Source organism: Streptomyces sp. NPDC047525, from assembly GCF_040643025.1.
Classification (GTDB): Bacteria; Actinomycetota; Actinomycetes; order Streptomycetales; family Streptomycetaceae; genus Streptomyces; species Streptomyces durmitorensis.
This window is the reverse complement of sequence record NZ_JBEYTL010000026.1, coordinates 1-24,918: the sequence shown is the minus strand read 5'-3', so window position 1 is coordinate 24,918 and position 24,918 is coordinate 1. Positions and strand designations below refer to the sequence as shown.

Here is a 24,918-nt window from a genome sequence, read left to right as displayed (position 1 = left end):
CGACGACCCGTGTTCCTCCGCAGCCCTCGTCGTTGGTACGTACGGGGGACTGGCGGCCTGCGCTCAACTCCCCTGTCAACTCGAAGGCGCGCTGGCCCGGATCGAGGGGGAAGCGCCCGTTCCCAGCGGGAGGACCAACAGTCGTGGCCGTGACCGAGCCGGCGCCCGCGGCGATTTCCGCGGCGCACTCCGCAGCACACGAGGGGATCCTGCGACGCCAGTCGGCGCGCGAGTCGGCGGCGCGCACCTATGCGCGCGCCCTGCCGATCGTGCCCGTGCGGGCGCGCGGCCTGACGATCGAGGGCGCCGACGGGCAGCGCTACCTCGACTGCCTCTCGGGCGCGGGGACCCTGGCCCTCGGGCACAACCATCCGGTCGTGCTCGAAGCGATCAGAAAGGTCCTTGAATCGGGGGCACCGCTGCACGTCCTCGACCTGGCCACACCGGTCAAGGACGCTTTCACCACCGAGCTGTTCCGCACACTGCCCCCCGCGCTCGCGGACCGCGCCCGGATCCAGTTCTGCGGCCCCGCAGGCACGGACGCGGTGGAGGCCGCGCTCAAACTCGTGCGTACGGCGACCGGGCGCGACGGCATGCTCGCCTTCACCGGCGCCTACCACGGGATGACGGCAGGGGCGCTCGACGTGTCCGGCGGCGCACAGGACGTACGCGTCGCGCGCCTGCCCTACCCGCAGGACTACCGCTGCCCGTTCGGCATCGGCGGTGCGGACGGCGCCGAACTCGCGGCCCGCTGGACCGAGAGCCTCCTCGACGACCCCAAGTCGGGTGTGCCGCTACCGGCCGGGATGATCCTCGAACCGGTGCAGGGTGAGGGCGGCGTGATCCCCGCCCCCGACGACTGGCTGCGCCGGATGCGCGAGATCACCGCCGCCCGCACGATCCCGCTCATCGCGGACGAGGTCCAGACCGGCGTCGGGCGCACCGGCACCTTCTGGGCCGTCGAGCACAGCGGCGTCGTCCCGGACGTGATGGTGCTCTCCAAGGCCATCGGCGGCAGCCTCCCACTGGCCGTCGTGGTCTACCGCGACGACCTCGACGTCTGGCCGCCCGGCGCCCACGCGGGCACCTTCCGCGGCAACCAGCTCGCCATGGCGGCGGGCGCGGCCACCCTTGAGTACGTCCGTGAGAACGGCCTCGCGGAACGCGCTGGAGTCCTTGGCACCCGTATGCTCACCCAGCTGCGCTCCCTGGCCGCCGAACATCCCTGCATCGGCGACGTCCGCGGCAGAGGCCTGATGATCGGCGTCGAACTCGTGGACCCGGCCGCCGCGGCCCAGCCCGTGCCGGGCCCGCGGTCGGTGGACCACGTGCCGGTTCCGTCGGCGGGCAGCACGGGCAGGGCAGGCAGCACGGGCGCATCGGGGGGCACTTCGGGTGGCGCTTCGGCCGGTCACCCTCTGCCTGCCGGAGCTGCCGGAGCTGCCGGAGCTGCCGGAGTCGCGGGAGCTGCCGGAGCCGCCCGCCCTCTGACCCTCGACCGCTTCCCGCGGCCGCTTCCCCCGGCACCCGAACTCGCTGCCGCGGTGCAACGGGAATGCCTGCGCCGCGGACTCATCGTCGAGCTGGGCGGACGGCACTCCAGCGTCGTACGCCTCCTTCCTCCTCTCACGATCACGGACGAGCAAGCGGCCGCGATCCTGGACCGCCTCGCCGACGCGATCTCCGCGGCAGAGCGTCCGCACCACGGATAGCCACGCCGGACCCGGGCCGTCCCGCGGGCGGCCAAGAGACATCAGCACAGCTCCGGCCCGTCGCCCTGGAGCCCGAACGACCTCACAAGGAAGTCCTCTTGAACGCCACCCCCGCATCCGAAGGCCCACCCCACCCCCACGTCCCAGGCGCGTGCGGCAAGCAATCCTCGCTGGTGGCGGAGCCCGGTACGGTTCCCCGGCAGAAGGGAGGCGGTCGGACCGAGCAGCTGCGCGGCGCGACCGCCGACCTCCTGGAGCACCCCGATCCGCACACCGCCGCCCAGGTGGCGGCCATCGAGAACCTCCTGCGCTGCTGGGTGCGCGAGAACGACTTCCCTGCCCCCGAGCACGGCGCCCTGCGCATCCCGCTCGACGCCAGCGGCACGGCTCTCCTCGTCCCCGTGTACTACTGGTCGGCCACCGGCTGGCACCGCTTCGGCCTCCCGTACCTGGAGGACGGCCCCCGGACCGCACCCCCGGCCGACGCCGTCACCGTCGCCGCCCTCCTCGGCCGCGAAACGGGCCGACCGAGCCAAGCCGCCGATCCGGACGGCCAGGGGGAGGGACAGTCGGAGGAGCGGGCAGACGGGCAGGGAGAGGCTGACGCACAACGCGAGCACGGCCGCACCGACGCCAGTACCGACTCCGGCACCGACGCCAGTACCGACTCCGGCACCGACGCCCGTGCCGACGCAGGCCCCGGCAGCGACGGCGAGCGGGTCGAGGGAGGGGACCTCGTCGGCCGCGTCGCCGACTCGGTGCGGCGCACCGCCACCTTCATCGCCGACCGCAGGAACAACCCCGGCGACGAACCCGACCTCTTCCTCGCCGCCGAACAGTCCCTGCTCCTCGGCCACCCCCTGCACCCCACCCCGAAGAGCCGCGAGGGACTCTCCGACACCGAATCCCGCCTCTACTCCCCGGAGTTGCGCGGCGCCTTCGCGCTGCACTGGCTCGCCGTCGACCCCTCCGTGCTCGCCGCGGACTCGGCCTGGACCGAGCGGGGCCGCACCCTCCCGGCCGAGCAGCTCACCGCCCGCCTCGCAGGCCACGACCTGCCACTGCCGGAAGGCAGCGCCGCGCTGCCCCTGCACCCCTGGCAGATGCGTGAGCTCAGGCACCGCCCCGCGACCGCCGCGCTCCTGGAAGCCGGACTCCTCCAGGACCTCGGCCCTCACGGAGCACCGTGGTACCCGACCTCCTCCGTGCGCACCCTTTACCGCTCCGGCGCCCCAGCCATGCTGAAGCTCTCCCTCGGCCTGCGCATCACCAACTCCCGTCGTGAGAACCTCCGCAAGGAACTCCACCGCGGCGTCGAGGTCCACCGGCTGCTGCGCAGCGGTCTCGCCGAGCAGTGGCAGGCAGCTCACCCGGGCTTCGACGTGATCCGCGACCCGGCCTGGCTCGCCGTGAACGGCCCCGACGGCGCGCCCGTCACCGGACTCGACGTCATGATCCGGCACAACCCCTTCGGCCCCGGCGACGACGTCACCTGCATCGCCGGACTCGTCTCGCCCTGGCCGTCACCGCACTCCACCGGGCATGACCGCGCCCCGATGCGCTCCCGGCTCGGCGAGATCGTCACCCGCCTGGCCGGACGGACGGGCCGCCCCCGGGGAGCCGTCGCCACGGAGTGGTTCCTGCGCTACCTGGAGAACGTCGTACGCCCTGTGCTCTGGCTGGACAGCGAGGCAGGTGTCGCCCTGGAGGCCCACCAGCAGAACACGCTCCTGCTGCTCGACGCCGACGGCTGGCCGGTGGGCGGCCGCTACCGCGACAACCAGGGCTACTACTTCCGTGAGTCCCGCCGCACCGAACTCGAGCGACGGCTCCCCGGAATCGGCGACCACAGCGACACGTTCGTGTCCGACGAGGTGGCAGACGAGCGGTTCGCCTACTACCTCGGCATCAACAACGTCCTCGGCCTCATCGGAGCGCTCGGCGCCCAACGCCTGGCCGACGAGCAGCTGTTGCTCGCGGGGTTCCGCCGCTTCCTCGGCGACGTCGTCTCCGGTCCCGCTCCTCTGCGTTCGCCGCTGCCCGCCCTGCTTCTCGACTCACCGGTGCTGCGCTGCAAGGCCAACCTGCTGACCCGGCTTCGCGGGCTCGACGAGCTCGTGGGCCCGGTCGACACCCAGTCCGTCTACGTCTCCATCGCCAACCCCCTTCATTCCTGAGGAACATGACCCACCTTTCTGACCCTTTCTGAGAGGAGCGACGCCGTGCCTCCGCCTCCCCCCGACACGAGCGCCGACGCAGGAACCGAGACGACCCCTGAGTCCGCCACCGAGTCCTCCCACGCCGACAAGGCAGACGTCCAAGACACCCTGGACCTGCGCCTCCCGGACGAGCTCATCGCCCTGTTCGGCACGAGCGGCACGGCTGATGCAGAGGCCGTGCAGGGCGTGCAAGTCGCGCAGGGTGTGGGCGCAGGCGCAGGCGCAGGCGTGGGGCGTGCCGGTGCCGGCGCGCGCACGGCCGACCGTGCCCCGGCACCGTCGGCCGCCTCGTCAGCCGACGATCTGCTCGACAACGTCGCCGACTGGGGCCCTGCGACCACCTCTGCCGGTGTCTTCCAACTCGTACCTGTACGCGTCGAACGCGACCTCCCTCTCATCAGCCGGTGGATGAACGACCCCGCCGTGGCGGCGTTCTGGGAACTGGCCGGAGCCGATGACGTCACACAGACGCATCTGCGCGACCAGATCGACGGAGACGGACGCAGCGTCCCGTGCCTCGGCGTTCTGGACGGCACACCGATGAGCTACTGGGAGGTCTACCGTGCGGACCTCGACGCCCTCGCCCGCCACTACCCGGCCCGCCCGCACGACACCGGTCTTCACCTCCTCATCGGCGGTGTCGCCGACCGCGGCCGGGGGCTCGGCACCTCTCTGCTGAGAGCCGTCGCCGACCTTGTGCTCGATCACCGCGCCGCATGCGCACGCGTCATCGCAGAACCCGACCTGCGCAACACCCCCTCCGTCTCCGCGTTCCTCAGCGCCGGTTTCCGATTCGCCGCCGAGGTGGATCTCCCCGACAAACGCGCGGCGCTCATGGTCCGTGACCGGGCCCTGCGCGCAGTGCTCTGACCCGCTCACTCTTGGTACACCGCTCGACCTGATCCGGTTCCCTCCTCAGGAGTCCCCGTGCCGAATCCGTCCGTCCCCCCGACGTCCCGCGAACCGTCCGCTCTCTACGACCCGCCCGAGCTGACCCCGGACAGGTGGGCGAGCGGCGGGCGCCGCCTCCTCGCCAAAATGGTCGGCGAGTTCGCCTACGAGGAGATCATCAAGCCCGCCCCCGCCGGACCGGGCGACACGGACAGCTACAGCCTCGTCCTCGATGGCGGTGACCATGACGATTGCGAAGAGAGCGAAGGCAGCGGGCACAGCGAACCCGGGCGGTCGAGAGCGGCCCGCCTCCTCTTCCGTGCCCGCCGCGGCTCGTACGGCAGCTGGCACGTCGACCCGGCCAGCCTGGCCCTGGCCGAGGGCGAAGGGCCGCCGCTCCCCTTCAGCGACCCCCTCCGCTTCCTCACCCGGGCCCGCCGCACCCTGGGAATCGACGGCGCCACGCTCGGCCACCTCATCCGGGAGCTGACCGTCACACTCTCCGCCGACGCCCGGCTCGACCAGACCGCCCTCAGCGCATCGCAGCTCGCCGACCTCGGCTACGCGGAACTCGAAGGGCATCAGACCGGCCACCCTTGGCTCGTCCTCAACAAGGGCCGCATCGGCTTCTCCGCGAGCGACGCCGCGCGCTGGGCGCCCGAGGCCCGTCGCACCGCGCGGCTTCCCTGGATCGCGGTCCACACCGACCTCGCCGCCTACCGAGGCGTCGGCGGCCTGGACACGGCGGAGCGGCTGTACGCACGTGAGCTCACCCCCGCCACCCGGGAGTCCTTCGCGGACATACTCAGGGCACGCGGCCTAGACCCGCACGCCTATCTCTACTTGCCGGTCCACCCGTGGCAGTGGGACGACGTCGTCCTGCCCCTCTTCGCCCCTTCCGTCGCCGCGGGAACGATCGTGCCCCTCACCACCGACGGAGATCTGCGGCTGCCCCAGCAGTCCATTCGTACGTTCCTGAACGTGTCCCGTCCCGACCGGCACACCGTCAAGCTGCCGCTGTCGGTCCTCAACACCCTGGTGTGGCGCGGACTCCCGACCGAGCGCACCCTGGCCGCCCCCGCCGTCACCGCCTGGATGCACGCCCTGCGCGAAGCGGACCCCTTCCTGCGTGACGAATGCCGGGTGATCCTGCTCGGCGAGGTCGCGTCGGTGACCGTCGCCCACCCGCTGTACGACGACCTCCCCGAGGTCCCTTACCAGTACAAGGAACTGCTCGGCGCGATCTGGCGCGAACCGATCACCCGGTATCTCGCTCCCGATGAGCGCGCCCGCACGCTCGCCTCCTTGTTGCACACCGACCCGCAGGGCAAGGCCTTCGTCGCCGAGCTGGTCGAGCGCTCAGGCCTGGCCCCCGAGGTCTGGCTGCGGCACCTCTTCGCGGCGCTGCTGCCTCCGCTCCTGCAGTTCCTCTACCGGTACGGCACCGTGTTCTCCCCTCACGGGGAGAACGCCATCGTCGTCTTCGACGACGAGGACGTGCCCGTCCGGCTCGCGGTGAAGGACTTCGTCGATGACATCAACGTCAGCGCCGAGGCCCTTCCGGAGCATGCGTCGATGCCGGACGACGTCCGCGACGTACTGCTCACCGAACGCCCCGACTTCCTCACGCAGTTCATCCACTCCGGGCTCTTCGTGGGCGTCTTCCGCTATCTCGCCCCGCTCTGCCACGAGCAGCTGGGCATCCCGGAGAGCGACTTCTGGTCCCTCGTCCGCGCCGAGATCCTCCGCCATCAGGCGCGCGCGCCGCAGCTCAAGGAGCGGTACGAGATGTTCGACCTGCTGACCCCGCGCATCGAGCGGCTCTGCCTGAACCGGAACCGGCTTCATCTCGACGGATACCGTGACCGCCCCGAGCGTCCGCACGCCGCCGTCCACGGGAGCGTCCCGAACCCCCTCCACCGGCCTTGATCGAGGGATTGTCAGTGGAGACCCGTAGGGTAGTCGCGCTATGACAAAGCCCTCCCTTCCCGAGCTCCTGCACGCCGCCGTCACCGCCGTCGGCGGCACAGAGCGCCCTGGCCAGGTGACCATGGCCGAGACCGTCGCAGAGGCGATCGACGACGGCTCCCACCTGCTGATCCAGGCCGGTACCGGCACGGGCAAGTCCCTCGGCTATCTGGTGCCCGCTCTCGCGCACGGCGAGCGCGTCGTGGTCGCGACGGCCACGCTGGCACTGCAACGCCAGCTCGTGGAGCGTGACCTGCCGCGCACGGTGGACGCCCTGCATCCGCTGCTGCGCCGCCGCCCCCAGTTCGCCATGCTCAAGGGCCGCTCGAACTACCTGTGCCTGCACCGTCTCCACGAGGGAGTGCCGCAGGAAGAGGAGGAGGGCCCCGGCCTCTTCGACCAGTTCGAGGCCGCCGCCCCCACCAGCAAGCTCGGCCAGGACCTGCTGCGAATGCGCGACTGGGCGGACGAGACCGAGACGGGCGACCGGGACGCCCTCACGCCCGGGGTCTCCGACCGCGCATGGTCGCAGGTGTCCGTCTCCTCCAGGGAGTGCCTGGGGGCGACGAAGTGCGCGTACGGAGCGGAGTGCTTCGCCGAGGCGGCGCGTGAGCGGGCCAAGCTCTCCGAGGTCGTGGTCACCAACCACGCGCTCCTTGCGATCGATGCCATCGAGGGCGCCCCGGTCCTGCCCCAGCACGAGGTGCTGATCGTGGACGAGGCCCATGAGCTGGTCTCCCGGGTCACCGGCGTCGCCACCGGAGAGCTCACCCCGGGGCAGGTCAACCGCGCTGTGCGCCGAGCCGCCAAACTCGTCAACGAGAAGGCGGCCGATCAGCTCCAGACCGCGTCCGAGAGCTTCGAACGGGTGATGGAGCTGGCACTGCCCGGCCGCATCGAGGAGGTCCCCGAGGACCTCGGGTATGCACTGATGGCCCTGCGTGACGCCGCCCGCACGGTCATCTCGGCGCTCGGCTCCACCCGCGACAAGTCGGTCCAGGACGAGGACGCCGTACGCAAACAGGCTCTCGCCTCCGTCGAGTCGATCCACGACGTGGCGGAGCGCATCGCGAACGGCTCCGAGTGGGACGTCGTCTGGTACGAGCGCCACGACCGCTTCGGAGCCTCGCTGCGCGTGGCGCCCATGTCCGTTTCGGGCCTGCTCCGCGAGAAGCTCTTCAGCGACCGCTCCGTGGTCCTCACGTCGGCCACCCTCAAGCTCGGCGGCGACTTCAACGGAGTGGGGGCGTCCTTGGGGCTCGCTCCCGAGGGCACCGAGTCCGAAGACGCCCCGGTGTGGAAGGGCCTCGACGTCGGCTCGCCCTTCGACTATCGCAAGCAGGGGATTCTGTACGTCGCCCAGCACCTGGCCAGGCCGGGCCGTGAGGGCACGCGCAGCGACATGATCGACGAGCTGGCGGAGCTGATCGAGGCGGCGGGCGGCCGCACGCTCGGCCTGTTCTCGTCCATGCGCGCCGCTCAGAACGCCGCCGAGGAGCTCCGCGGCCGGCTCGACGTGCCCATCCTGCTGCAGGGCGAGGAGACGCTGGGCGAGCTGATCAAGAACTTCGCGGCGGACGAGCAGACCTGTCTGTTCGGGACGCTTTCGCTGTGGCAGGGCGTCGATGTGCCGGGCGTCAGCTGCCAGTTGGTGGTCATGGACAAGATCCCGTTCCCGCGTCCCGACGACCCGCTGATGAGCGCCCGCCAGAAGGCGGTGGACGACAACGGAGGCAACGGCTTCATGGCCATCGCCGCGACGCACGCGGCGCTCCTGATGGCGCAGGGCGCGGGACGGCTCGTGCGGGCGTCAGAGGACCGTGGAGTGGTCGCCGTCCTGGACCCGCGGCTCGCGACCGCGCGCTACGGCAGCTATCTGCGGGCCTCGCTTCCCGACTTCTGGTACACGACGGACCGCAATCAGGTGCGCCGCTCCTTGTCCGCGATCGACGCGGCGGCCAAGGCCGCACCCAAGGCTGCCGCTGAGGACGAGGCCGCCGAGGAGCAGGCCGCCGAGGAGTAGGGCTTGGGCGCGGGCGAGCGTGGCCCGCGTACCGCCCCCGGACGCAGCAGGGCCCCGGAACCGGCGCAGTTGGTTCCGGGGCCCGGTCAGGGGCGGAGGCTCACACCCGCCGCAGCACCGCCACCACCTTGCCGAGGATCGTCGCCTCGTCACCGGGGATGGGCTGATACGCGGAGTTGTGAGGCAGTAGCCACACGTGTCCGTCTTCGCGCTTGAACCGCTTGACCGTCGCTTCGCCGTCGAGCATGGCGGCGACGATGTCGCCGTTCTCCGCGACGGGCTGGCGGCGCACCGTCACCCAGTCGCCGTCGCAGATCGCGGCCTCGATCATCGAGTCACCGACGACCTTGAGGACGAACAGCTCACCGTCGCCGACCAGCTGCCTGGGGAGCGGGAAGACGTCCTCCACCGACTCCTCGGCGAGGATCGGACCACCGGCCGCGATGCGGCCGACCAGCGGGACGTACGAAGCGGCGGGCTTGCCTGCCGTGTCCGTGGGCTGGCTGCTCGGCTGGTCCGAGCCGCGCACCTCGTACGCACGCGGACGGTGCGGGTCGCGGCGCAGGAAGCCCTTGCGCTCCAGGGCCATCAGCTGATGGGCCACCGACGAGGTGCTGGAGAGGCCCACCGCCTGCCCGATCTCCCGCATCGACGGCGGGTAGCCCCGCCGCTGCACGGAGTCCCTGATGACCTCGATGACCCGGCGCTGCCGGTCGGTGAGCCCCGAGCTGTCGGCGCGGATACCAGGAGGTCGGCCCGGTAGGGAGCGTGTGGGCTTGGGGCCCTCCTGGTTCGTGCTTGCGTCATTCATGGCATGCACCGGCTCGAGTCGGCTCTGGCGGTCCTGGGCAGTGATGGTGGCGCTGTCTGCGGTGGTGGTCACGTCTGTCGGCCCCTCTCGAGATGTTCTCCCTAGTTAGCCAACGGTAGTTGCTTTCGAAAGGTTGCGCCAAACACACGTTCGAGTGAAAAATCGCAGAATGCCTGCCGGGATCATGCGTCTGGGTGTATGGCTAACGTTCGAGCCGAATGGCATTTCGGTTCATTACGGTACGCTTCACCGCCGGGGTCGTGGCCCCCTCGGTGGGGCTCCCATACTGCCACTCATCGTCCGGTCAACCCGGCACCGCCCCCTTCTCGTGCGGCGCGCGGGGCGGGCTCGTAACCTTCACGGCGGGCCGTGGGTGTGCGACACGCGATGGGGTCGAATTTACGGCCAAACCCCAGATCTAGTGGTTGGATTGCGACCGCGGCCCAGAAGTTGTGGTCCCCGGTCTTTTCAGGCCTCGGGCATCGCCTATGCTTGGGGCTGCTTCGAGGGCCCCATGGGCCTGTTGAGGCCTATGAGTCGTGTCATGAAGGAGGGTTGGGAGTTCCATGCACTGCCCCTTCTGCAGGCACCCCGACAGTCGCGTAGTCGACAGTCGCACCACCGACGACGGCACGTCGATCCGCAGGCGCCGTCAGTGTCCCGACTGCTCCCGCCGTTTCACGACGGTGGAGACGTGTTCGCTGATGGTGGTCAAGCGCAGCGGCGTGACGGAGCCTTTCAGCCGTACGAAGGTGATCAACGGCGTACGCAAGGCGTGCCAGGGGCGGCCGGTGACCGAGGATGCCCTCGCCCAGCTCGGCCAGCGGGTCGAAGAGGCGGTGCGGGCCACCGGAAGCGCGGAACTGACCACGCACGACGTGGGTCTGGCCATACTCGGTCCGCTGCAGGAGCTGGACCTCGTGGCCTACCTGCGCTTCGCGTCCGTGTATCGGGCGTTCGACTCACTTGAGGACTTCGAGGCTGCCATCGGGGAGCTGAGGGACCAGCGGGAAAAGCGGCTCGACGATGAGCCGCAGGGCGCCGGCGGCGAGCACGGCGCGAAAGACTGCGGGCCCGGAGGGACTGTCGAAGTCCCGGTGCCCGCCACTGCCGCCGACTGACCGGCTGAACGGCCGACGGCGGCACACACAGACCTGTTGCGGTGACCTTCGCGGGTTTTCGCGGCACCAGACAACATCGTGTCACGGGAAGAACGTGGCACTTCAGGGCGTTTTAGCCTGATACAGGGAGGCGGCATGACCGAGACGACGAGCGGCCCGGCACGAGGTTCCCGCGCCAAGGGATCCAAGGCCAGCAAGGGTCTGCGTATCGAGCGCATCCATACGACGCCCGGCGTGCATCCGTACGACGAGGTGGTCTGGGAGCGCCGAGACGTCGTCATGACCAACTGGCGCGACGGCTCGGTCAACTTCGAGCAGCGTGGCGTCGAGTTCCCCGACTTCTGGTCGGTGAACGCGGTCAACATCGTCACCAGCAAGTACTTCCGCGGGGCCGTTGGCACCCCGCAGCGCGAGACCGGCCTCAAGCAGCTGATCGACCGCATCGTGAAGACGTACCGGAAGGCAGGCGAGGACTACAGCTACTTCGCCTCGCCCGCCGACGCCGAGATCTTCGAGCACGAGCTGGCGTACGCCCTCCTGCACCAGATCTTCAGCTTCAACTCGCCGGTCTGGTTCAACGTCGGCACGCCCCAGCCGCAGCAGGTCTCCGCCTGCTTCATCCTGGCCGTGGACGACTCCATGGACTCGATCCTCGACTGGTACAAGGAAGAGGGGATGATCTTCAAGGGCGGCTCCGGCGCCGGCCTGAACCTCTCCCGCATCCGTTCCTCCAAGGAACTCCTCTCCTCCGGCGGCAACGCCTCGGGTCCGGTCTCCTTCATGCGCGGTGCCGACGCGTCCGCAGGAACGATCAAGTCGGGTGGCGCCACGCGCCGCGCGGCCAAGATGGTCATCCTCGACGTCGACCACCCCGACATCGAGGGCTTCATCGAGACCAAGGTGAAGGAAGAGGAGAAGATCCGCGCCCTGCGTGACGCGGGCTTCGACATGGACCTGGGCGGCGACGACATCACGTCCGTCCAGTACCAGAACGCCAACAACTCGGTCCGCGTGAACGACACGTTCATGAAGGCGGTCGAGGAGGGCGGCAAGTTCGGCCTCACGTCCCGCATGACGGGTGACGTCATCGAGGAGGTCGACGCCAAGTCGCTCTTCCGCAAGATGGCCGAGGCCGCCTGGGCCTGCGCCGACCCCGGCATCCAGTACGACGACACCATCAACGCCTGGCACACCTGCCCGGAGTCCGGCCGGATCAACGGCTCGAACCCGTGCAGCGAGTACATGCACCTGGACAACACGTCCTGCAACCTCGCCTCGCTGAACCTGATGAAGTTCCTCAAGGACGACGGCCTGGGGACGCAGTCCTTCGACGCCGAGCGCTTCTCGAAGGTCGTCGAGCTGGTCATCACCGCGATGGACATCTCGATCTGCTTCGCGGACTTCCCGACGCAGAAGATCGGCGAGAACACCCGCGCCTTCCGCCAGCTGGGCATCGGTTACGCCAACCTCGGCGCCCTGCTGATGGCCACCGGCCACGCGTACGACTCGGACGGTGGCCGCTCCCTGGCCGGCGCCATCACCTCGCTGATGACGGGCACGTCGTACAAGCGCTCGGCCGAGCTCGCCGCGGTCGTCGGCCCCTACGACGGCTACGCCAAGAACGCCACGCCGCACAAGCGCGTCATGAAGCAGCACTCCGACGCCAACGCCACGGCGCCCCGTGTGGACGACCTGGACACGCCGATCTGGGCCGCCGCCACGGAGGCCTGGCAGGACGTGCTCCGCCTCGGTGAGAAGAACGGTTTCCGTAACTCTCAGGCGTCCGTCATCGCCCCGACCGGCACCATCGGTCTCGCGATGTCCTGCGACACCACGGGCCTGGAGCCCGACCTCGCCCTGGTCAAGTTCAAGAAGCTCGTCGGCGGCGGCTCGATGCAGATCGTCAACGGCACCGTGCCGCAGGCCCTGCGTCGCCTGGGTTACCAGGAGGAGCAGATCGAGGCGATCGTCGCCCACATCGCCGAGAACGGCAATGTGATCGACGCCCCGGGTCTCAAGACCGAGCACTACGAGGTCTTCGACTGCGCGATGGGCGAGCGCTCCATCTCCGCGATGGGTCACGTCCGGATGATGGCGGCCATCCAGCCGTGGATCTCCGGCGCGCTCTCCAAGACGGTCAACCTCCCGGAGACGGCCACCGTCGAGGACGTCGAAGAGGTCTATTACGAGGCCTGGAAGATGGGCGTCAAGGCGCTCGCCATCTACCGCGACAACTGCAAGGTCGGCCAGCCCCTCTCCGCCAAGAAGAAGGGCGACGGGAACGCCGAGGTCACCGAGAAGGCCGAGGACACGATCCGTGCCGCGGTCGAGAAGGTGGTCGAGTACCGCCCCGTCCGCAAGCGCCTTCCCAAGGGCCGCCCGGGGATCACCACCTCCTTCACCGTGGGTGGCGCCGAGGGCTACATGACCGCCAACTCCTACCCGGACGACGGTCTCGGCGAGGTCTTCCTGAAGATGTCCAAGCAGGGTTCGACCCTCGCGGGCATGATGGACGCCTTCTCGATCGCCGTCTCCGTGGGCCTGCAGTACGGCGTTCCGCTGGAGACCTACGTCTCGAAGTTCACGAACATGCGCTTCGAGCCGGCAGGCATGACGGACGACCCGGACGTGCGGATGGCGCAGTCGATCGTCGACTACATCTTCCGCCGCCTGGCGCTGGACTTCCTGCCCTTCGAGACGCGCTCCGCGCTCGGCATCCACTCGGCCGAGGAGCGTCAGCGTCACCTGGAGACCGGTTCGTACGAGCCCTCCATGGACGAGTCCGAGGTCGACGTCGAGGGTCTGGCCCAGTCGGCCCCGCGGCAGCCCGAGGTCCTGAAGTCGGTCGCCGTGCCGAAGGTCGAGGCCGAGAAGCCGGCTCCGCAGCAGGCGCACACCAGCGCCGAGCTCGTGGAGATGCAGCTGGGCATCCAGGCCGACGCGCCGCTGTGCTTCTCCTGCGGGACGAAGATGCAGCGTGCCGGCTCCTGCTACATCTGCGAGGGCTGCGGCTCGACCAGCGGTTGCAGCTGATTGCCGCACCGGCCGGAGCTCCGGGCACTGACCAGGAGTGAGGCCTGAACGCCAAGGGCGGTGGCACCGAGAAATCGGTCCGCCGCCCTTGGCGTTTCTCGTGAGCCGTCCTTCGCGCCGTACGTGACGGTGCGTCGGTTCTCAGATCTCGGTCCCCATCACGGCCGCGAAGGATGTCGGGTCGGCCTCGAACCCGTGGAGGAACTCGCGGAAGGACCATGCGCCCGACTCGCCCCGGGTGAACTCGACGATCGTCGCGGCTGTGTGCCCGGAGACCGCGGAGAGGTCGCTCTGCGCGAGGTCCCTGTGTCCTTCGCGGATGCGCACCGCGGTGTTCGGGATGTCGCCGAACACCTTGTGCCCCTCGTGAGGCTGTATGGCCACACCGACCACCACGCGCGCGTACGTCGCCGCGAGCCGGTCGAGCTCCAGGGTCATGACCTCGTCGAAACCGAAGCCCTGCCCTGTCTTGCTGTCCCTGTTGAGGGTGATCGTCCCGTCGGGGGCGCGGCTGTCGAAGTGCACCAGGTACACCGGGCTGTCGTACGGGGCGTCCGCGGTATAGGTCGCGGCGATGATGTCGAGATCATGCGGCGGCGTGCCGACAGGACTCGGATCCCATTTGAGCCCCACCTCGACCTTCTTGATCCCCTTGCTGACACTGCTCACGGAATTCCCCCTCCTGCTGGTCCCGGCTGACGCTCACGCACAAGACATGTCCACACGGCACGCCCTACAGACACGCTACGACGGATGACTGACATCGCTGAAGTTTCGTGGTCGGCAGGGCCGTTGGACCCACCCCGGGCGTTTCCGGTGGCACACCCACGCGGGCGCGACGATCATTGGACCCATGACATGGAGCGGGGAAGAACTGGACATCGAGGCCTACTTGGCCAGGATCGGTCACCGAGGAGAGACGAAGCCCGACTTCGACACACTCCGTGCGCTCCACCGGGCGCATGTGGCGGAGATCCCCTTCGAGAACCTGGAGATGATGCTCGGCCGGCCCGTGCCGCTGGACCTGACCGCACTGCAGGACAAGCTGGTGCGACAGCGGAGAGGTGGCTACTGCTATGAGCAGAACCTCCTGTTCGCGGCAGTTCTGGAACGGATCGGCTTCGCCGTCACGGGACTTGGCGCGCGGGTCAGGGCGGGTGCATCGTCGCGTCGCGCGGTGACGCACATGCTCCTGAGGGTCGAGGCGGACGGGCGGCAGTGGCACTGTGACGTCGGTTTCGGCGCCGAAGGGCTGCTCGAACCGATCCTCATGGGGGGCGTGGGCGACGTACAAGAAGACGTACGGCAAGACGTGCGACAAGGAGAGTGGCGGTTCGGGATCGTCCAGGAAGCAAACGGTGCACGGGTGTTGCGGACCGAGCACGCGGACGGCTGGTTCGATCTCTACGAATACACCCTGGAAGAACGGCTTCCCGTCGACTACGTAGTGATGAACCACTACACATCGACCCACCCCAGGTCGTCGTTCATCCGCCGCCCCGTGCTCCAGAGGGCCGCTCCGGAGGTGCGCCGCACCTTGGTCGGCGAGCACTTGACGGTGACGCGGCCGGACGGCACATCGGACGAACGCGACGTATCCGCCGCTGAGTTGGGGGAGGTCCTCGTCCGGGAGTTCGGTATTGAACTGAACGCCGATGATTGCGCCGAGCTGATCCGGGCGCACTACGCCGGAGCGTGACCCGGGCCACGCTCGGCGCCGTACGATGGCGCGGTGCTGGTCAAGTGGATTCGCTGCACCGTGGTGGACCGACGGGGGTTCGAGCGGGGACAGCGAAAGTGGGCGGGGCTTCTGGGGGAGCCGGGGTTCCGGGGACAGGGTGGAGGGTGGAGCCGTGAGCGGCCGGGCGTGGCGCACGTTTTCGGCTTCTGGGAGAGCCGGGCCTTCTACGACTCCTTCATGGCGCGCTCCCATGACCGGCTCGCCGCCACGCAGTCAGGCACCTTCAAAGACATCCAGATCAAGCTCTTCGACCACCGTTTCGACGTGAAGACGGGCTTCGAGCCGCGCTTCGCGGACGCCGACGTGGTGCGGGTGGCGCACTGCCGGGTCCGTGAGGCGCGGGTGGAGCACTTCGCGCTGATGCAGGAGAAGGTCTGGAACCCGGCGATGGCGGGCTCCCCGGGGATGGTGCGCGGACTCTTCGGAGAGGCGCCCGGGCACGAGTTCCTCGTCCTCTCGATGTGGCTGTCGGCCGCCGAGCACGGCAAGTACCGCAGGGAGCGGGTGGAGCGCCTCTCGCTGCGCGCCCAGACCGAGGCCGATGTCGCGGCGCTGGCCGGTGACATCGTGGAACTGGAGCCGTCGTGGACGGTGTGACGTCGCGCGGGATGACCTGCCGTGGCGCAACCGTGGGTGGCGGCCGTATACGCCGGATGGAGCCCGGACGGCCGACCGGTTGAGCCGCCTGGGAAGGGCCGATCTAGGGTTTCCATATGGCACGTCCGCGGCGCATCTTCCTTGTCCGGCACGGCGAGTCGGCCGGAAACGCCGACGACACCGTGTACGAACGCGAACCCGACCACGCGCTTGCGCTCACCGAGAAGGGGTGGCGGCAGGCGGACGAGACGGGCGGGCAGCTACGGGACGCCGTCGGCCTTGAGCGGGTGAGTGTGTACGTCTCGCCCTATCGCCGCACCCACGAGACCTTCCGGGCCCTGCGGCTCGACCCCGACCTCGTGCGGGTGCGCGAGGAGCCGCGGCTGCGGGAGCAGGACTGGGGGAACTGGCAGGACAGGGACGACGTCAAGCTGCAGAAGGCGTACCGCGACGCGTACGGACACTTCTTCTACCGCTTCGCCCAGGGCGAGTCGGGGGCCGACGTCTACGACAGGGTGGGGGCGTTCCTGGAGAGCCTGTACCGGAGCTTCGAGGCCCCGGACCATCCGCCGAACGTCCTCCTGGTCACCCACGGCCTGACCATGCGGCTTTTCTGCATGCGCTGGTTCCACTGGTCGGTGGCGGACTTCGAGTCGCTGTCCAACCCCGGCAACGGCGAGATGCGGACGCTGGTGCTCGGCGACGACGGCAAGTACACACTGGACCGGCCGTTCGAACGCTGGCGCGAACCCGAACCGTACGGCGTCACCGGATAGAGTGGCAGAGCGATGACCGCTGACTCCTCTCCCGACCGGCGCCTGGCCCGCGCTCTGGCCAGCCTGCGTGGACTGGCGGTGGGGGACGCGCTGGGCTCTCAGTTCTTCGTGCCCGCGAACTACCCGCTGCTGAAGCGACGGGAAGCGCCCCCAGGCCCCTGGCAGTGGACCGACGACACCGAGATGGCCTGCTCCGTGTTCGCGGTCCTGGTCCGCCAGGACCGGATCGACCAGGACGCGCTCGCCCTGTCCTTCGCCGAGCACCATGACTTCGACCGTGGCTACGGCCCCGCCGTGAACCGGCTGCTCAGGCAGGTCCGGGAGGGCGGGGACTGGCGGGAGCTGGCCTCAGCGCTGTTCAAGGGGCAGGGCTCCTGGGGCAACGGAGCGGCCATGCGGATCGCGCCGCTGGGCGCCTGGTACGCGGACGATCCGGAGCAGGCGACGCACCAGGCGGAGATCTCCGCGTACCCCACGCATCAGCACCGTGAGGCGGTCGTGGGGGCCATGGCGGTGGCCGCCGCCTCGGCCCTGGCTGCCGACCCGGCGGGGCCACCCGCGCCGAAGGCGCTGCTCGACGGTGTCATCGACCTGGTGCCCCGCAGCGCCGTGGGGGCGGGGCTGCGCCGGGCCCGGGACATGCTCGACTACGGAGACGCCGCGACGGTCGCCGCGGTGCTCGGCTGCGGGCGTCGTACGACCGCTCATGACACGGTGCCGTTCGCGCTGTGGTCGGCCGCCCGTGGCCTCGGTGACTATGAGCGGGCCATCTGGTCCACCGCTCAGGTGGGCGGCGACATGGACACGACCTGCGCCATCGTGGGCGGAGTGGTCGCTTCCGGCGCGGGTGGTGCGCCCTCCGCGGAGTGGCTGGAGCGGACCGAGGTGTTGCCCGCCTGGGTGCCGGTCGCGGCGGACTGACTCCGGGGTTCCGGTGTGACTGTCACGGTCATGCCACAGCATGGCCGATGCGGGGGCCGTCCGCTGTCTCGCGGCTACTCTTACCGCCAGGCCGCGAGTTGATCATGACTTGCGTGTCCTCAACGAGATGCCGGTCGCCCGGCGGCCCCGCCACGCGTGCGTGCCGTCCGCTGCACGTGCGGACCGGCCGGGAGGGGGTCCCGTGTCCGATACACCGTCCACGCCAGAGCCATCAGATGTGGCAGATCCACGAGCAGACAGCGACGCCGAGGCACCTGCGGCGCCTGAGAAGTCCGAGTTCGACGAGCCCGAGGGGTTCGAGGAGCCCGAGGACGCAGTGCCCCGGCAGCGTGCCGCGGAGGGGAGCCCGCAGCCTCGCGTCGACTGGGCGTACCCGGCGGGCGCGTACAAGCACGAGCCGTTCCTGGCCGACCTTCGGGCCGATCCGCCCGCCCCGGTCCGGACAGGCACGCTCGTCGCGGTGCTCGCAACCGGCCTGTTGAGCATGCTGCTGCTCGGCGACGGGCTCGCGCTCAATCTGCTGATCGTCGCCGTGCCCGCCGCGCTCGCCGCGTACTTCGCCGCACAACAGGCCGGTCGCAGGCCGCGGCCCTGGACCCTGGCCTGGGCGATCGGTGGCCTCGCGCTGCTGGCCGTGCCCGCGCTGCGGGACGCGGGCTGGCCCTCGTTCCTCGCCATCGTCTCCGCCGTCGCGCTCGGCTCGCTCGCGCTGCACGGCTGCCGCACCTGGCCGGGCCTCCTGCTCGGCCCGCTCGGTCTCTTCGACGCCGTGCTCTCCGGCCTTGGCTGGGGCTGGCGCGGGGTGCGGGGCCGCGCGAGCGGGTCCAGGAGCGGGCCCGTCCTGCGGGCGGTCGCGGTGACCGCCGTGCTGCTGCTGGTCTTCGGCGCGCTGTTTGCCGGGGCCGACGCCGCCTTCGCGGGGCTGCTGGGCGATCTGATGCCCGATGCTTCCGTTTCGGACGGGCCGTGGCGTGTGCTGCTCTTCGCGGCAGGTGTCGTCGGAGCGCTCGCCGCCGCGCACACCGCTGCCGCGCCCGTGCGCTGGGACCGCCTCGTCGTGGGGCCTGGCCGGGAGCGGGGCCGCGTCGAGTGGGCGCTGCCGCTGATCGTCCTGAACCTGCTGTTCGCCGCGTTCAACGTGGTGCAGCTGGCCGTGCTCTTCGGTGGGTACGACGCGGTCCTGGAGAAGACCGACCTCTCGTACGCCGCGTATGCGCGCCAGGGCTTCTGGCAGCTGCTGCTCGCCACCCTGCTCACCCTGGTCGTCATCATCCTCGCCCTGCGCTGGGCGCCGCGTGACGGGTCACGCGACCGCGGTCTGGTGCGGGCCGTGCTCGGCACGCTCTGCGCCCTCACGCTCGTCGTCGTGGCGTCGGCGGTGCGGCGCATGGACATGTACGTGGACGCCTACGGCCTGACCCGGCTGAGGGTGTCGGTCGTGGCCGTGGAGCTCTGGCTCGGCCTGGTCATCGTGCTGATCATGGCGGCGGGGGTGTGGGGCGCCCGGTGGCTGCCGCGCGCCGTCGCCGCGAGTGCGGCGGCCGGAGTGCTGGCCTTCGGGCTCCTCTCGCCCGACGGACTCATCGCCGAGCGCAATGTCCAGCGCTACGAGGACACCGGGAAGTTCGACCTGGAGTACGCGCGCGGCCTGTCCGCGGATGCCGCACCGGCCGTCGACGGACTGCCGGAGCCCTTGCGCTCCTGCGCCCTTGAAGGCATCGCGAACGGCCTCGGGTCCGAGCGAGCCCCTTGGTACGCCACCAGCCTGGGGGAGGCGCGAGCCAGGGAGATCATCGAGGAACGGCCGTCCGAGGCAACCGTGGCGGACTGCAACCGTGCCGGCCAGGAGGCCTCACACCGCTGAGGTGCGCTCTCGCGAGCCGGCCGTGCGCCTTTCGCGAGCCGGTGGCGTGGCGGTGGCGTGGCGTGGCCGGCTTCGCGAGGGCGCGGGTGTGGCTGTGCACTGCGGGCGAGTGGCGGGCCGGGGTCGTCCACTGCGGGTGAGTGGCGGGCCGACACTGCGGGCGAGTGCCGGGCCGCCGCCTCGCCCGAGGTGGACGGCCCGGCACGTCCGTTCCCCGTCGTCGCCTCGTTAGCCGCCCGCGGGACCGGCCGCGCTCGCCGTGCCGGACAGCGCGTCCATGTCGCTCTTGCGCACCCGGACCAGGACCACGGCGGTGACCAGGGCGAGCAGGGCCATCGCGACGGCGGGTATGAAGGCCGTAGAGATCCCCTGGGACAGCACTTCGTGTCCCCAGGGCGCTGGCAACTCGCCGGTCTTGGCGAATTCGGCCTTCTGTTCCGGCGATCCGTTCGCCATGAAGTCCGCCATCTGTTCCTTGCCCTCGTTCCGGCTCGCCGTGCCGAACACCGTGGTCAGGATGGAGAGGCCGAGTGAACCACCCACCTGCTGCGTCGCGTTGAGCAGGCCTGATGCCGCGCCCGCCTCGTGCGGGGCGACTCCGGAGACGGCCGTCAATGTAAGGGTCACGAAGTTCAGACCCATGCCGAAGCCGAACAGCAGCATCGGGCCGAGCACTCCGCTCACGTACGTACTCTCCGGGCTGACAAAGGTCTGCCAGCCCAGGCCGACGGCGACGAGGGCCGAGCCGGTCACCATGAACGGCTTGGGGCCAAGGACCGGAAGCAGCCGTTGGGAAATGCCGGCGCCCGCCACGATGGCGACCGTGACCGGGAGGAAGGCGAGGCCTGCCTCGATCGGTGTGTAGCCCAGCACGTTCTGGACGAAGAGCACGATGAAGAAGAACATGCCGAACATCGCGGCGGCCAGGCTCAGCATGATCACATACGAGCCCGAGCGGTTGCGGTCCGCGAACATCCTCAGCGGAGTGATCGGTTCCTTCGCCCGGCTCTCGATCAGCGCGAAGGCCAGGAGCAGCACGGTGGCCGCGCCGAACGACCCCAGGGTGATGCTGTCGCTCCAGCCGTCCTCGGCCGCCCGGATGAATCCGTAGACCAGCGAGGCCATGCCGAGGGTCGACGTGAGGGCGCCCGCGATGTCGAAGCGGCCTGGATGGCGCTCGGACTCGCTGATGTAGAGCGGGGCGAGGAAGGCGATCAGGATGCCGATGGGTACGTTCACGAACAGCACCCAGCGCCAGTCGAGCCACTCCGTGAGCATGCCGCCGGTCAGCAGGCCGATGGCACCGCCGCCCGCGGAGACGGCCGCGAAGACACCGAACGCGCGGTTGCGCTCGGGACCTTCGGGGAACGTCGTGGTGATGAGTGCCAGGGAGGTGGGCGACGCGATCGCGCCACCTACGCCCTGAAGGGCGCGCGCCGCCAGCAGCTGCCAGGGCTCCTGGGCGAATCCACCCAGGAGCGAGGCGAGGGTGAAGACCAGGATGCCGGTCATGAAGACCCGGCGGCGGCCGAGGATGTCACCGGCGCGGCCACCGAGAAGCAGCAGGCCACCGAAGGTGAGGGTGTACGCGCTGACGACCCAAGTGAGGTCGGTGGTGGAGAATTTGAGAGCGTCCTGAATGTGCGGGAGCGCGATGTTCACAATCGTCGCGTCAGGAACCGTTCCGCCGTGTGTTCTGCGGTTCCGTATTGAGCTGGCGGCTTGAGCTGGGAACTCCTATGTCGCAGCCCTCACATGGTGAAGCCCCCGTCACAGCGGGGGCTTCACGGTGTGGTCAGGACTTGGCCCAGTCGACGAAGACGCTCCAGGCCGTGTCTGACAGGACCAGGGCGGGTCCGTCCGGGGCCTTGCTATCGCGGACGGGTACAACGCTGGCCATTCCGTTGGCGACCTCGATGCAAGCGCCGCCGTTGTCGCTGCTGTACGAACTCTTACGCCATGCCAGCTCCGGCAGGCTGTTTGCGCGGATCACGTTCCTACTTCCTTCATGACATCGGCGATGAGGTCTACCGACTTGCGAACGTCGAGGGCAGCACCCATGAGCAGATCATAGGCCCGGCCCGCTGCTCTGACCTCTGATGGGTCAGCTAGGAGTTGGCCCCTCAGGAAGCCGTCTACGTGCACAACCGGGTTGCCCTCGGCGAAGGCTAGCGAGTGGAACGGGCCGCCGATACCTGCGTGGGCACCTGCCGACAACGGAACGATCTGGATAACGACGGATGGGCGCTCCGCCAGGTCGAGTAGATGCTGCAACTGGTCTCGCATCACGGACCCGTCTCCTACCCTGCGCCTCACTGCGTTCTCGTCCATGATCACCCACAGCTCAGGCGGTGTATCTCGCTCAAGGATTGCTTGCCGTTCTAAGCGCGCATCAAGGAGCCCGTCTACATCGTTACTGCGTCCAGCGGCGAGGATGGCGTGAGCGTAGGGCCGAGTCTGTAGAAGACCAGGGATGACCATGGTCTCGAACGATCGGATGATGGCCGCTGCTTTCTCCAGCTCAACGTACGGCCGGAACCAACTCGGATACGCGTACTTGATGACCAGCGGCCAAAGTCGCTCGAAGTGCCCTCCGGTTTGGAAGAACTCATCTGCATGTAGAGCGAAATTCTTGGATGGGACCCGCTTGGCGTTCTCGATCTTGTTGACCAGGGTTCGGTTGCAAAAGCACGCCGTAGCCAGCGCCTGTTGAGAGTGGCCCTGTTCCGCTCGGAGACGTTGTAGTTCATCCCCGAAGAACTTCAGCATGCTGTCGGTCTCGTCTTGCTCTTCGAGTACAGCCACCGACCCCAATCCTCCCTGTGACATGGGGTGTTGTCACACGTGACAGCCGCGTCTGTCAACACCTGATGGCTGTTGAGCGTAGCGGCGCAGGGCAACGCTGTAACTGCGAGGAGCGAATACCAACCCCCTACGAGGTAGTGATGGTGGCAGAGGACAGGGACGGAGCCTTCGGGCACAGCATTGGTGACATCGTGCGGGACCACAGTCGCGGCACGATTGCGGAAGTCAGGGAGATCGGCGAGGCGGACGAGACGCTGACCCTCTCCCGTCCGGCTGGCTATTCGTGGCGGGCCGATGCTCGTCAATGCACCCGTGCTGACGGTAGGGGCATGCACGACTGGGACATTGCCGTAAGGGCCGTTGCCAAGATGACCTCTGACGACGCGGTGAAGCCTGTTCCTGGCTGCAGCAGGTGCGGCGAACTCAACCTGGAGCGCGAACGGATCATCGTGCGGCGTCAGTCGACGGTCGACGTGTACGCGGCGATCTCGGAACACCGCCTTGAGGCGCACACCCCCTCGACGACTGCGCGGTGGAGCGCATGAGGGGCGGGGACTTACGGCGATGGAAGATCACCTCAGATGGGGCCTTCTGGGGAGGCATCCTCACGGTGGCGTGTGTTGCTTCCTTGCTCACCGTGATCGGTCTGGCCATGTCAGGTCACCTTTGAAGCTCCGCCCTGCTGTGGTTGGTCCCTTCGGCAGGCGCGGATGAAGCCCGCTCCGGTCGCTCCTCCCACGCGACCGAGGACAACGGCCGGAGCGGGTCATACAAGGCAGTGAGACACCCTCCTCGGCTGTCGGTGGCCGGGGAGGGGACGTAGCGACACCGACCGCGCAACCCCGTGTAACTCCCCGGACCCTGGAGTTGCACGGGGTTGCGTCTGCTCGGCAGGCGCCGCTGTGGGTTGCTGAACTGCTGGTCTTGATCGCGGAGCGCGTGACTATCCGTCGATCAGTTGCAGGGTTTCGATGAGGTCCCATCCGCGTGCGGTGAGTCTTTCTCGCATCGCCAGTTCGGGGGTGGCGCGGATGAGTAGGCATTGGGGCGGTTGGAGGTTGTTGGCGAGAGCTACGAGGATCTCCAGGGCACTGTTGGCGAGGTAGTGCACGCCGGTTAGATCGATGGTGATCTCTTGCGCGGTGCGGCGCTGGTCGGTCAGGGCCAAGGCCAGTGCGCCTTTGTGCGTGCCGAGGACTTCCCCGAACAGGCGCACACCTTGGGAGGCGCCCGACGGCACGATGATCAGAGAATCGTCGGCGAAGTAGCCGTGCATGGAAGGTCCCGGATGCCGTGCACCGTCGAGAGCAGGCGAAGCCAAGGGAGAGCCCCCGAAAAGGGGGCGGCGTCTCTCGCGGTGCCATGTGGCGGGTGCAGAGTCCCGCTGGGCAGCCGCTGGCGGAGGAGCCCACTCCGGGCCCATGAGGTCGCCGGTACGCCGTTGCCGCGCTGACGGCAGCAGTCATCCCACGGACTACGCCAAAGGCTACTCCCGCCTGGGGTTTGCCCGATAGGCCACGGAATGCCTGTACCCCTGCGTATGCGTCCCTCTGCCCGTGGCCGCAGGACGACGCATTGCCTTTCCGGGCCACTCATTCGGATAAGTGGTTGACCGCGCGTCGCGGCTGCTCCATTCTGATGACACATTCGGATGAGTGGTCAACCGGTGAACGCGTCGGTGGCTGCTCGTCATGTTGCGAACCGAGAGGCAGTCAGATGATGGGAAACCGCAAGGGTCTGCGCGCGCTGGTCGTTGCTGGTGCGGCTGTGTTGGGGCTGGGTACCGTCGGGGCGGCGGGAGCGTCCGCAATGCCCCTTCCGGGGCCGAACGGCTCCAGTGGTGCCGCTGTGGCTCCGCACAACACTGCCGACAACGGTCTGGCGGACGGGCGCTTGACGCGCGGTGAGCACGTGCGGGCCACGGTCAACGGGCTGCGGATGCGTACGGGCCCGAGTACCAACTACGGGGTCCTGGGTCAGCTCTACACGGGTGACCGGATGAAGCTGATCGGGCTGAAGCAGGACAGCGGCGGACAGTCCTGGTATCGGGTGGCCTTGAGCGGCGGTTCAGCGGGTGGTCTGCCGGGCGGTTATGTCGGCTGGGTCGTGGGCTCGTACCTGTACTGACGGACTGTGGCGGCGGTTGAGCCCGTAAGAATGCGGCCCCCTCTCTGTGCCGACAGGGAGGGGGCCGCGCTGGCCTAGATCCTTGGTTGTTCAACTCGCGGTGCTTTGCCTTGTGTTGGCGTCATTCGGCCTGGTGGGGCGTGTGGTGAGTGTGTGGCGTGCGGCCTGGGAGATCAATTAATCGCATGGGGCCTCGGAATAGTTCTGTGATTGGCATTCAGAAACATCACAGCCTGTAGCAGACTGAGCATTTCCGGGGGTCCGTAGGCCTGAGCGGGCCGAACTCAG

The 24,918-nt window shown here is 69.1% G+C and carries 19 protein-coding genes and 1 pseudogene; 14 read left to right on the top strand and 6 right to left on the bottom strand.

Annotated features, from left to right (window positions below; translation table 11 throughout):
* The first annotated feature begins 149 nt into the window (after positions 1-149).
* From ABZ833_RS41920 to ABZ833_RS41900, 5 genes are all read left to right on the top strand, one after another.
* Positions 150-1,712 carry a diaminobutyrate--2-oxoglutarate transaminase family protein gene (locus tag ABZ833_RS41920; protein WP_361058615.1) on the top strand — a complete coding sequence of 521 codons (1,563 nt, stop codon included), beginning with the start codon at positions 150-152 and terminating at the stop codon, positions 1,710-1,712.
* Positions 1,713-1,939: 227 nt separating this feature from the next.
* On the top strand, positions 1,940-3,889 hold the full coding sequence (locus tag ABZ833_RS41915) for an IucA/IucC family protein (protein WP_361058707.1): 1,950 nt from the start codon (positions 1,940-1,942) through the stop codon (positions 3,887-3,889).
* Positions 3,890-4,039: 150 nt separating this feature from the next.
* A complete protein-coding gene (locus ABZ833_RS41910) occupies positions 4,040-4,801 on the top strand; it encodes a GNAT family N-acetyltransferase (protein WP_361058705.1) in 762 nt (253 codons plus the stop codon).
* Between the two features lie 57 nt (positions 4,802-4,858).
* Positions 4,859-6,751, top strand: a complete 1,893-nt coding sequence (locus tag ABZ833_RS41905) for an IucA/IucC family siderophore biosynthesis protein (protein WP_361058613.1) — start codon at positions 4,859-4,861, stop codon at positions 6,749-6,751.
* Positions 6,752-6,791: 40 nt separating this feature from the next.
* The gene (locus tag ABZ833_RS41900; protein ID WP_361058611.1) at positions 6,792-8,813 is read left to right on the top strand and encodes an ATP-dependent DNA helicase; all 2,022 of its coding nucleotides are present in this window, start codon (positions 6,792-6,794) and stop codon (positions 8,811-8,813) included.
* Positions 8,814-8,913: 100 nt separating this feature from the next.
* Here the strand turns inward: ABZ833_RS41900 and lexA are convergent, their stop codons facing one another.
* Positions 8,914-9,696: a transcriptional repressor LexA gene (gene lexA / locus ABZ833_RS41895; RefSeq protein WP_249587324.1), complete on the bottom strand. Its 783-nt coding sequence runs from the start codon at positions 9,694-9,696 to the stop codon at positions 8,914-8,916.
* Between the two features lie 494 nt (positions 9,697-10,190).
* On the opposite strand from lexA, the gene nrdR reads away from it, so the two are divergent.
* Both nrdR and ABZ833_RS41885 read left to right on the top strand, forming a co-directional pair.
* A complete protein-coding gene (gene nrdR, locus ABZ833_RS41890; protein WP_249587323.1) occupies positions 10,191-10,745 on the top strand; it encodes a transcriptional regulator NrdR in 555 nt (184 codons plus the stop codon).
* Positions 10,746-10,880: 135 nt separating this feature from the next.
* On the top strand, positions 10,881-13,778 hold the full coding sequence (locus ABZ833_RS41885; protein WP_361058608.1) for a vitamin B12-dependent ribonucleotide reductase: 2,898 nt from the start codon (positions 10,881-10,883) through the stop codon (positions 13,776-13,778).
* A gap of 141 nt (positions 13,779-13,919) precedes the next feature.
* On the opposite strand, the gene ABZ833_RS41880 is transcribed toward ABZ833_RS41885, so the two are convergent.
* A complete protein-coding gene (locus ABZ833_RS41880; RefSeq protein ID WP_361058606.1) occupies positions 13,920-14,447 on the bottom strand; it encodes a TerD family protein in 528 nt (175 codons plus the stop codon).
* A gap of 184 nt (positions 14,448-14,631) precedes the next feature.
* Here ABZ833_RS41880 and ABZ833_RS41875 point away from each other — a divergent pair, with 184 nt between their 5' ends.
* From ABZ833_RS41875 to ABZ833_RS41855, 5 genes are all read left to right on the top strand, one after another.
* Entirely contained in the window at positions 14,632-15,477 is an 846-nt protein-coding gene (locus tag ABZ833_RS41875; RefSeq protein WP_361058604.1) for an arylamine N-acetyltransferase, read from the top strand.
* A gap of 33 nt (positions 15,478-15,510) precedes the next feature.
* Positions 15,511-16,116 (top strand): YdbC family protein, encoded by a 606-nt coding sequence (locus ABZ833_RS41870; RefSeq protein ID WP_249587319.1) that lies wholly within the window; start codon positions 15,511-15,513, stop codon positions 16,114-16,116.
* A gap of 116 nt (positions 16,117-16,232) precedes the next feature.
* Positions 16,233-16,892: a histidine phosphatase family protein gene (locus ABZ833_RS41865; RefSeq protein WP_361058602.1), complete on the top strand. Its 660-nt coding sequence runs from the start codon at positions 16,233-16,235 to the stop codon at positions 16,890-16,892.
* Positions 16,893-16,904: 12 nt separating this feature from the next.
* Positions 16,905-17,813 (top strand): ADP-ribosylglycohydrolase family protein, encoded by a 909-nt coding sequence (locus ABZ833_RS41860; protein ID WP_361058600.1) that lies wholly within the window; start codon positions 16,905-16,907, stop codon positions 17,811-17,813.
* Between the two features lie 238 nt (positions 17,814-18,051).
* On the top strand, positions 18,052-19,698 hold the full coding sequence (locus ABZ833_RS41855) for a DUF4173 domain-containing protein (protein ID WP_361058599.1): 1,647 nt from the start codon (positions 18,052-18,054) through the stop codon (positions 19,696-19,698).
* A 228-nt stretch (positions 19,699-19,926) separates the two neighbouring features.
* Here ABZ833_RS41855 and ABZ833_RS41850 read toward each other — a convergent pair.
* The 3 genes and pseudogenes from ABZ833_RS41850 to ABZ833_RS41840 form a co-directional block, all read right to left on the bottom strand.
* Positions 19,927-21,372, bottom strand: a pseudogene (locus tag ABZ833_RS41850) (MFS transporter); the annotation flags it as partial.
* 121 nt (positions 21,373-21,493) lie between these two features.
* Positions 21,494-21,691, bottom strand: coding sequence for a DUF397 domain-containing protein (locus ABZ833_RS41845; RefSeq protein ID WP_361058597.1), 198 nt, complete (start codon positions 21,689-21,691; stop codon positions 21,494-21,496).
* Positions 21,688-22,503 carry a helix-turn-helix transcriptional regulator gene (locus tag ABZ833_RS41840; protein WP_361058595.1) on the bottom strand — a complete coding sequence of 272 codons (816 nt, stop codon included), beginning with the start codon at positions 22,501-22,503 and terminating at the stop codon, positions 21,688-21,690. The genes ABZ833_RS41845 and ABZ833_RS41840 overlap by 4 nt, the downstream gene beginning before the upstream one ends.
* 140 nt (positions 22,504-22,643) lie before the next feature.
* Between ABZ833_RS41840 and ABZ833_RS41835 the strand changes: the two genes are divergently transcribed.
* Positions 22,644-23,048, top strand: coding sequence for a hypothetical protein (locus ABZ833_RS41835; RefSeq protein WP_361058593.1), 405 nt, complete (start codon positions 22,644-22,646; stop codon positions 23,046-23,048).
* A gap of 398 nt (positions 23,049-23,446) precedes the next feature.
* Here ABZ833_RS41835 and ABZ833_RS41830 read toward each other — a convergent pair whose 3' ends face one another.
* Entirely contained in the window at positions 23,447-23,779 is a 333-nt protein-coding gene (locus ABZ833_RS41830) for a hypothetical protein (RefSeq protein ID WP_361058591.1), read from the bottom strand.
* A 533-nt stretch (positions 23,780-24,312) separates the two neighbouring features.
* On the opposite strand from ABZ833_RS41830, the gene ABZ833_RS41825 reads away from it, so the two are divergent.
* A complete protein-coding gene (locus ABZ833_RS41825) occupies positions 24,313-24,630 on the top strand; it encodes an SH3 domain-containing protein (protein ID WP_361058589.1) in 318 nt (105 codons plus the stop codon).
* The last annotated feature ends 288 nt before the right edge of the window (positions 24,631-24,918 follow it).

Excerpts from the sequence above, each read along its gene's own strand:
- ABZ833_RS41875 (WP_361058604.1), top strand. The coding sequence starts at position 14,632 with ATGACATGGAGCGGGGAAGAACTGGACATCGAGGCCTACTTGGCCAGG.
- ABZ833_RS41885 (WP_361058608.1), top strand. The coding sequence starts at position 10,881 with ATGACCGAGACGACGAGCGGCCCGGCACGAGGTTCCCGCGCCAAGGGA.
- ABZ833_RS41830 (WP_361058591.1), bottom strand. The coding sequence starts at position 23,779 with ATGCACGGCTACTTCGCCGACGATTCTCTGATCATCGTGCCGTCGGGC.
- ABZ833_RS41835 (WP_361058593.1), top strand. The coding sequence starts at position 22,644 with ATGGTGGCAGAGGACAGGGACGGAGCCTTCGGGCACAGCATTGGTGAC.
- ABZ833_RS41825 (WP_361058589.1), top strand. The coding sequence starts at position 24,313 with ATGCCCCTTCCGGGGCCGAACGGCTCCAGTGGTGCCGCTGTGGCTCCG.
- ABZ833_RS41860 (WP_361058600.1), top strand. The coding sequence starts at position 16,905 with ATGACCGCTGACTCCTCTCCCGACCGGCGCCTGGCCCGCGCTCTGGCC.
- ABZ833_RS41900 (WP_361058611.1), top strand. The coding sequence starts at position 6,792 with ATGACAAAGCCCTCCCTTCCCGAGCTCCTGCACGCCGCCGTCACCGCC.
- ABZ833_RS41865 (WP_361058602.1), top strand. The coding sequence starts at position 16,233 with ATGGCACGTCCGCGGCGCATCTTCCTTGTCCGGCACGGCGAGTCGGCC.
- nrdR (WP_249587323.1), top strand. The coding sequence starts at position 10,191 with ATGCACTGCCCCTTCTGCAGGCACCCCGACAGTCGCGTAGTCGACAGT.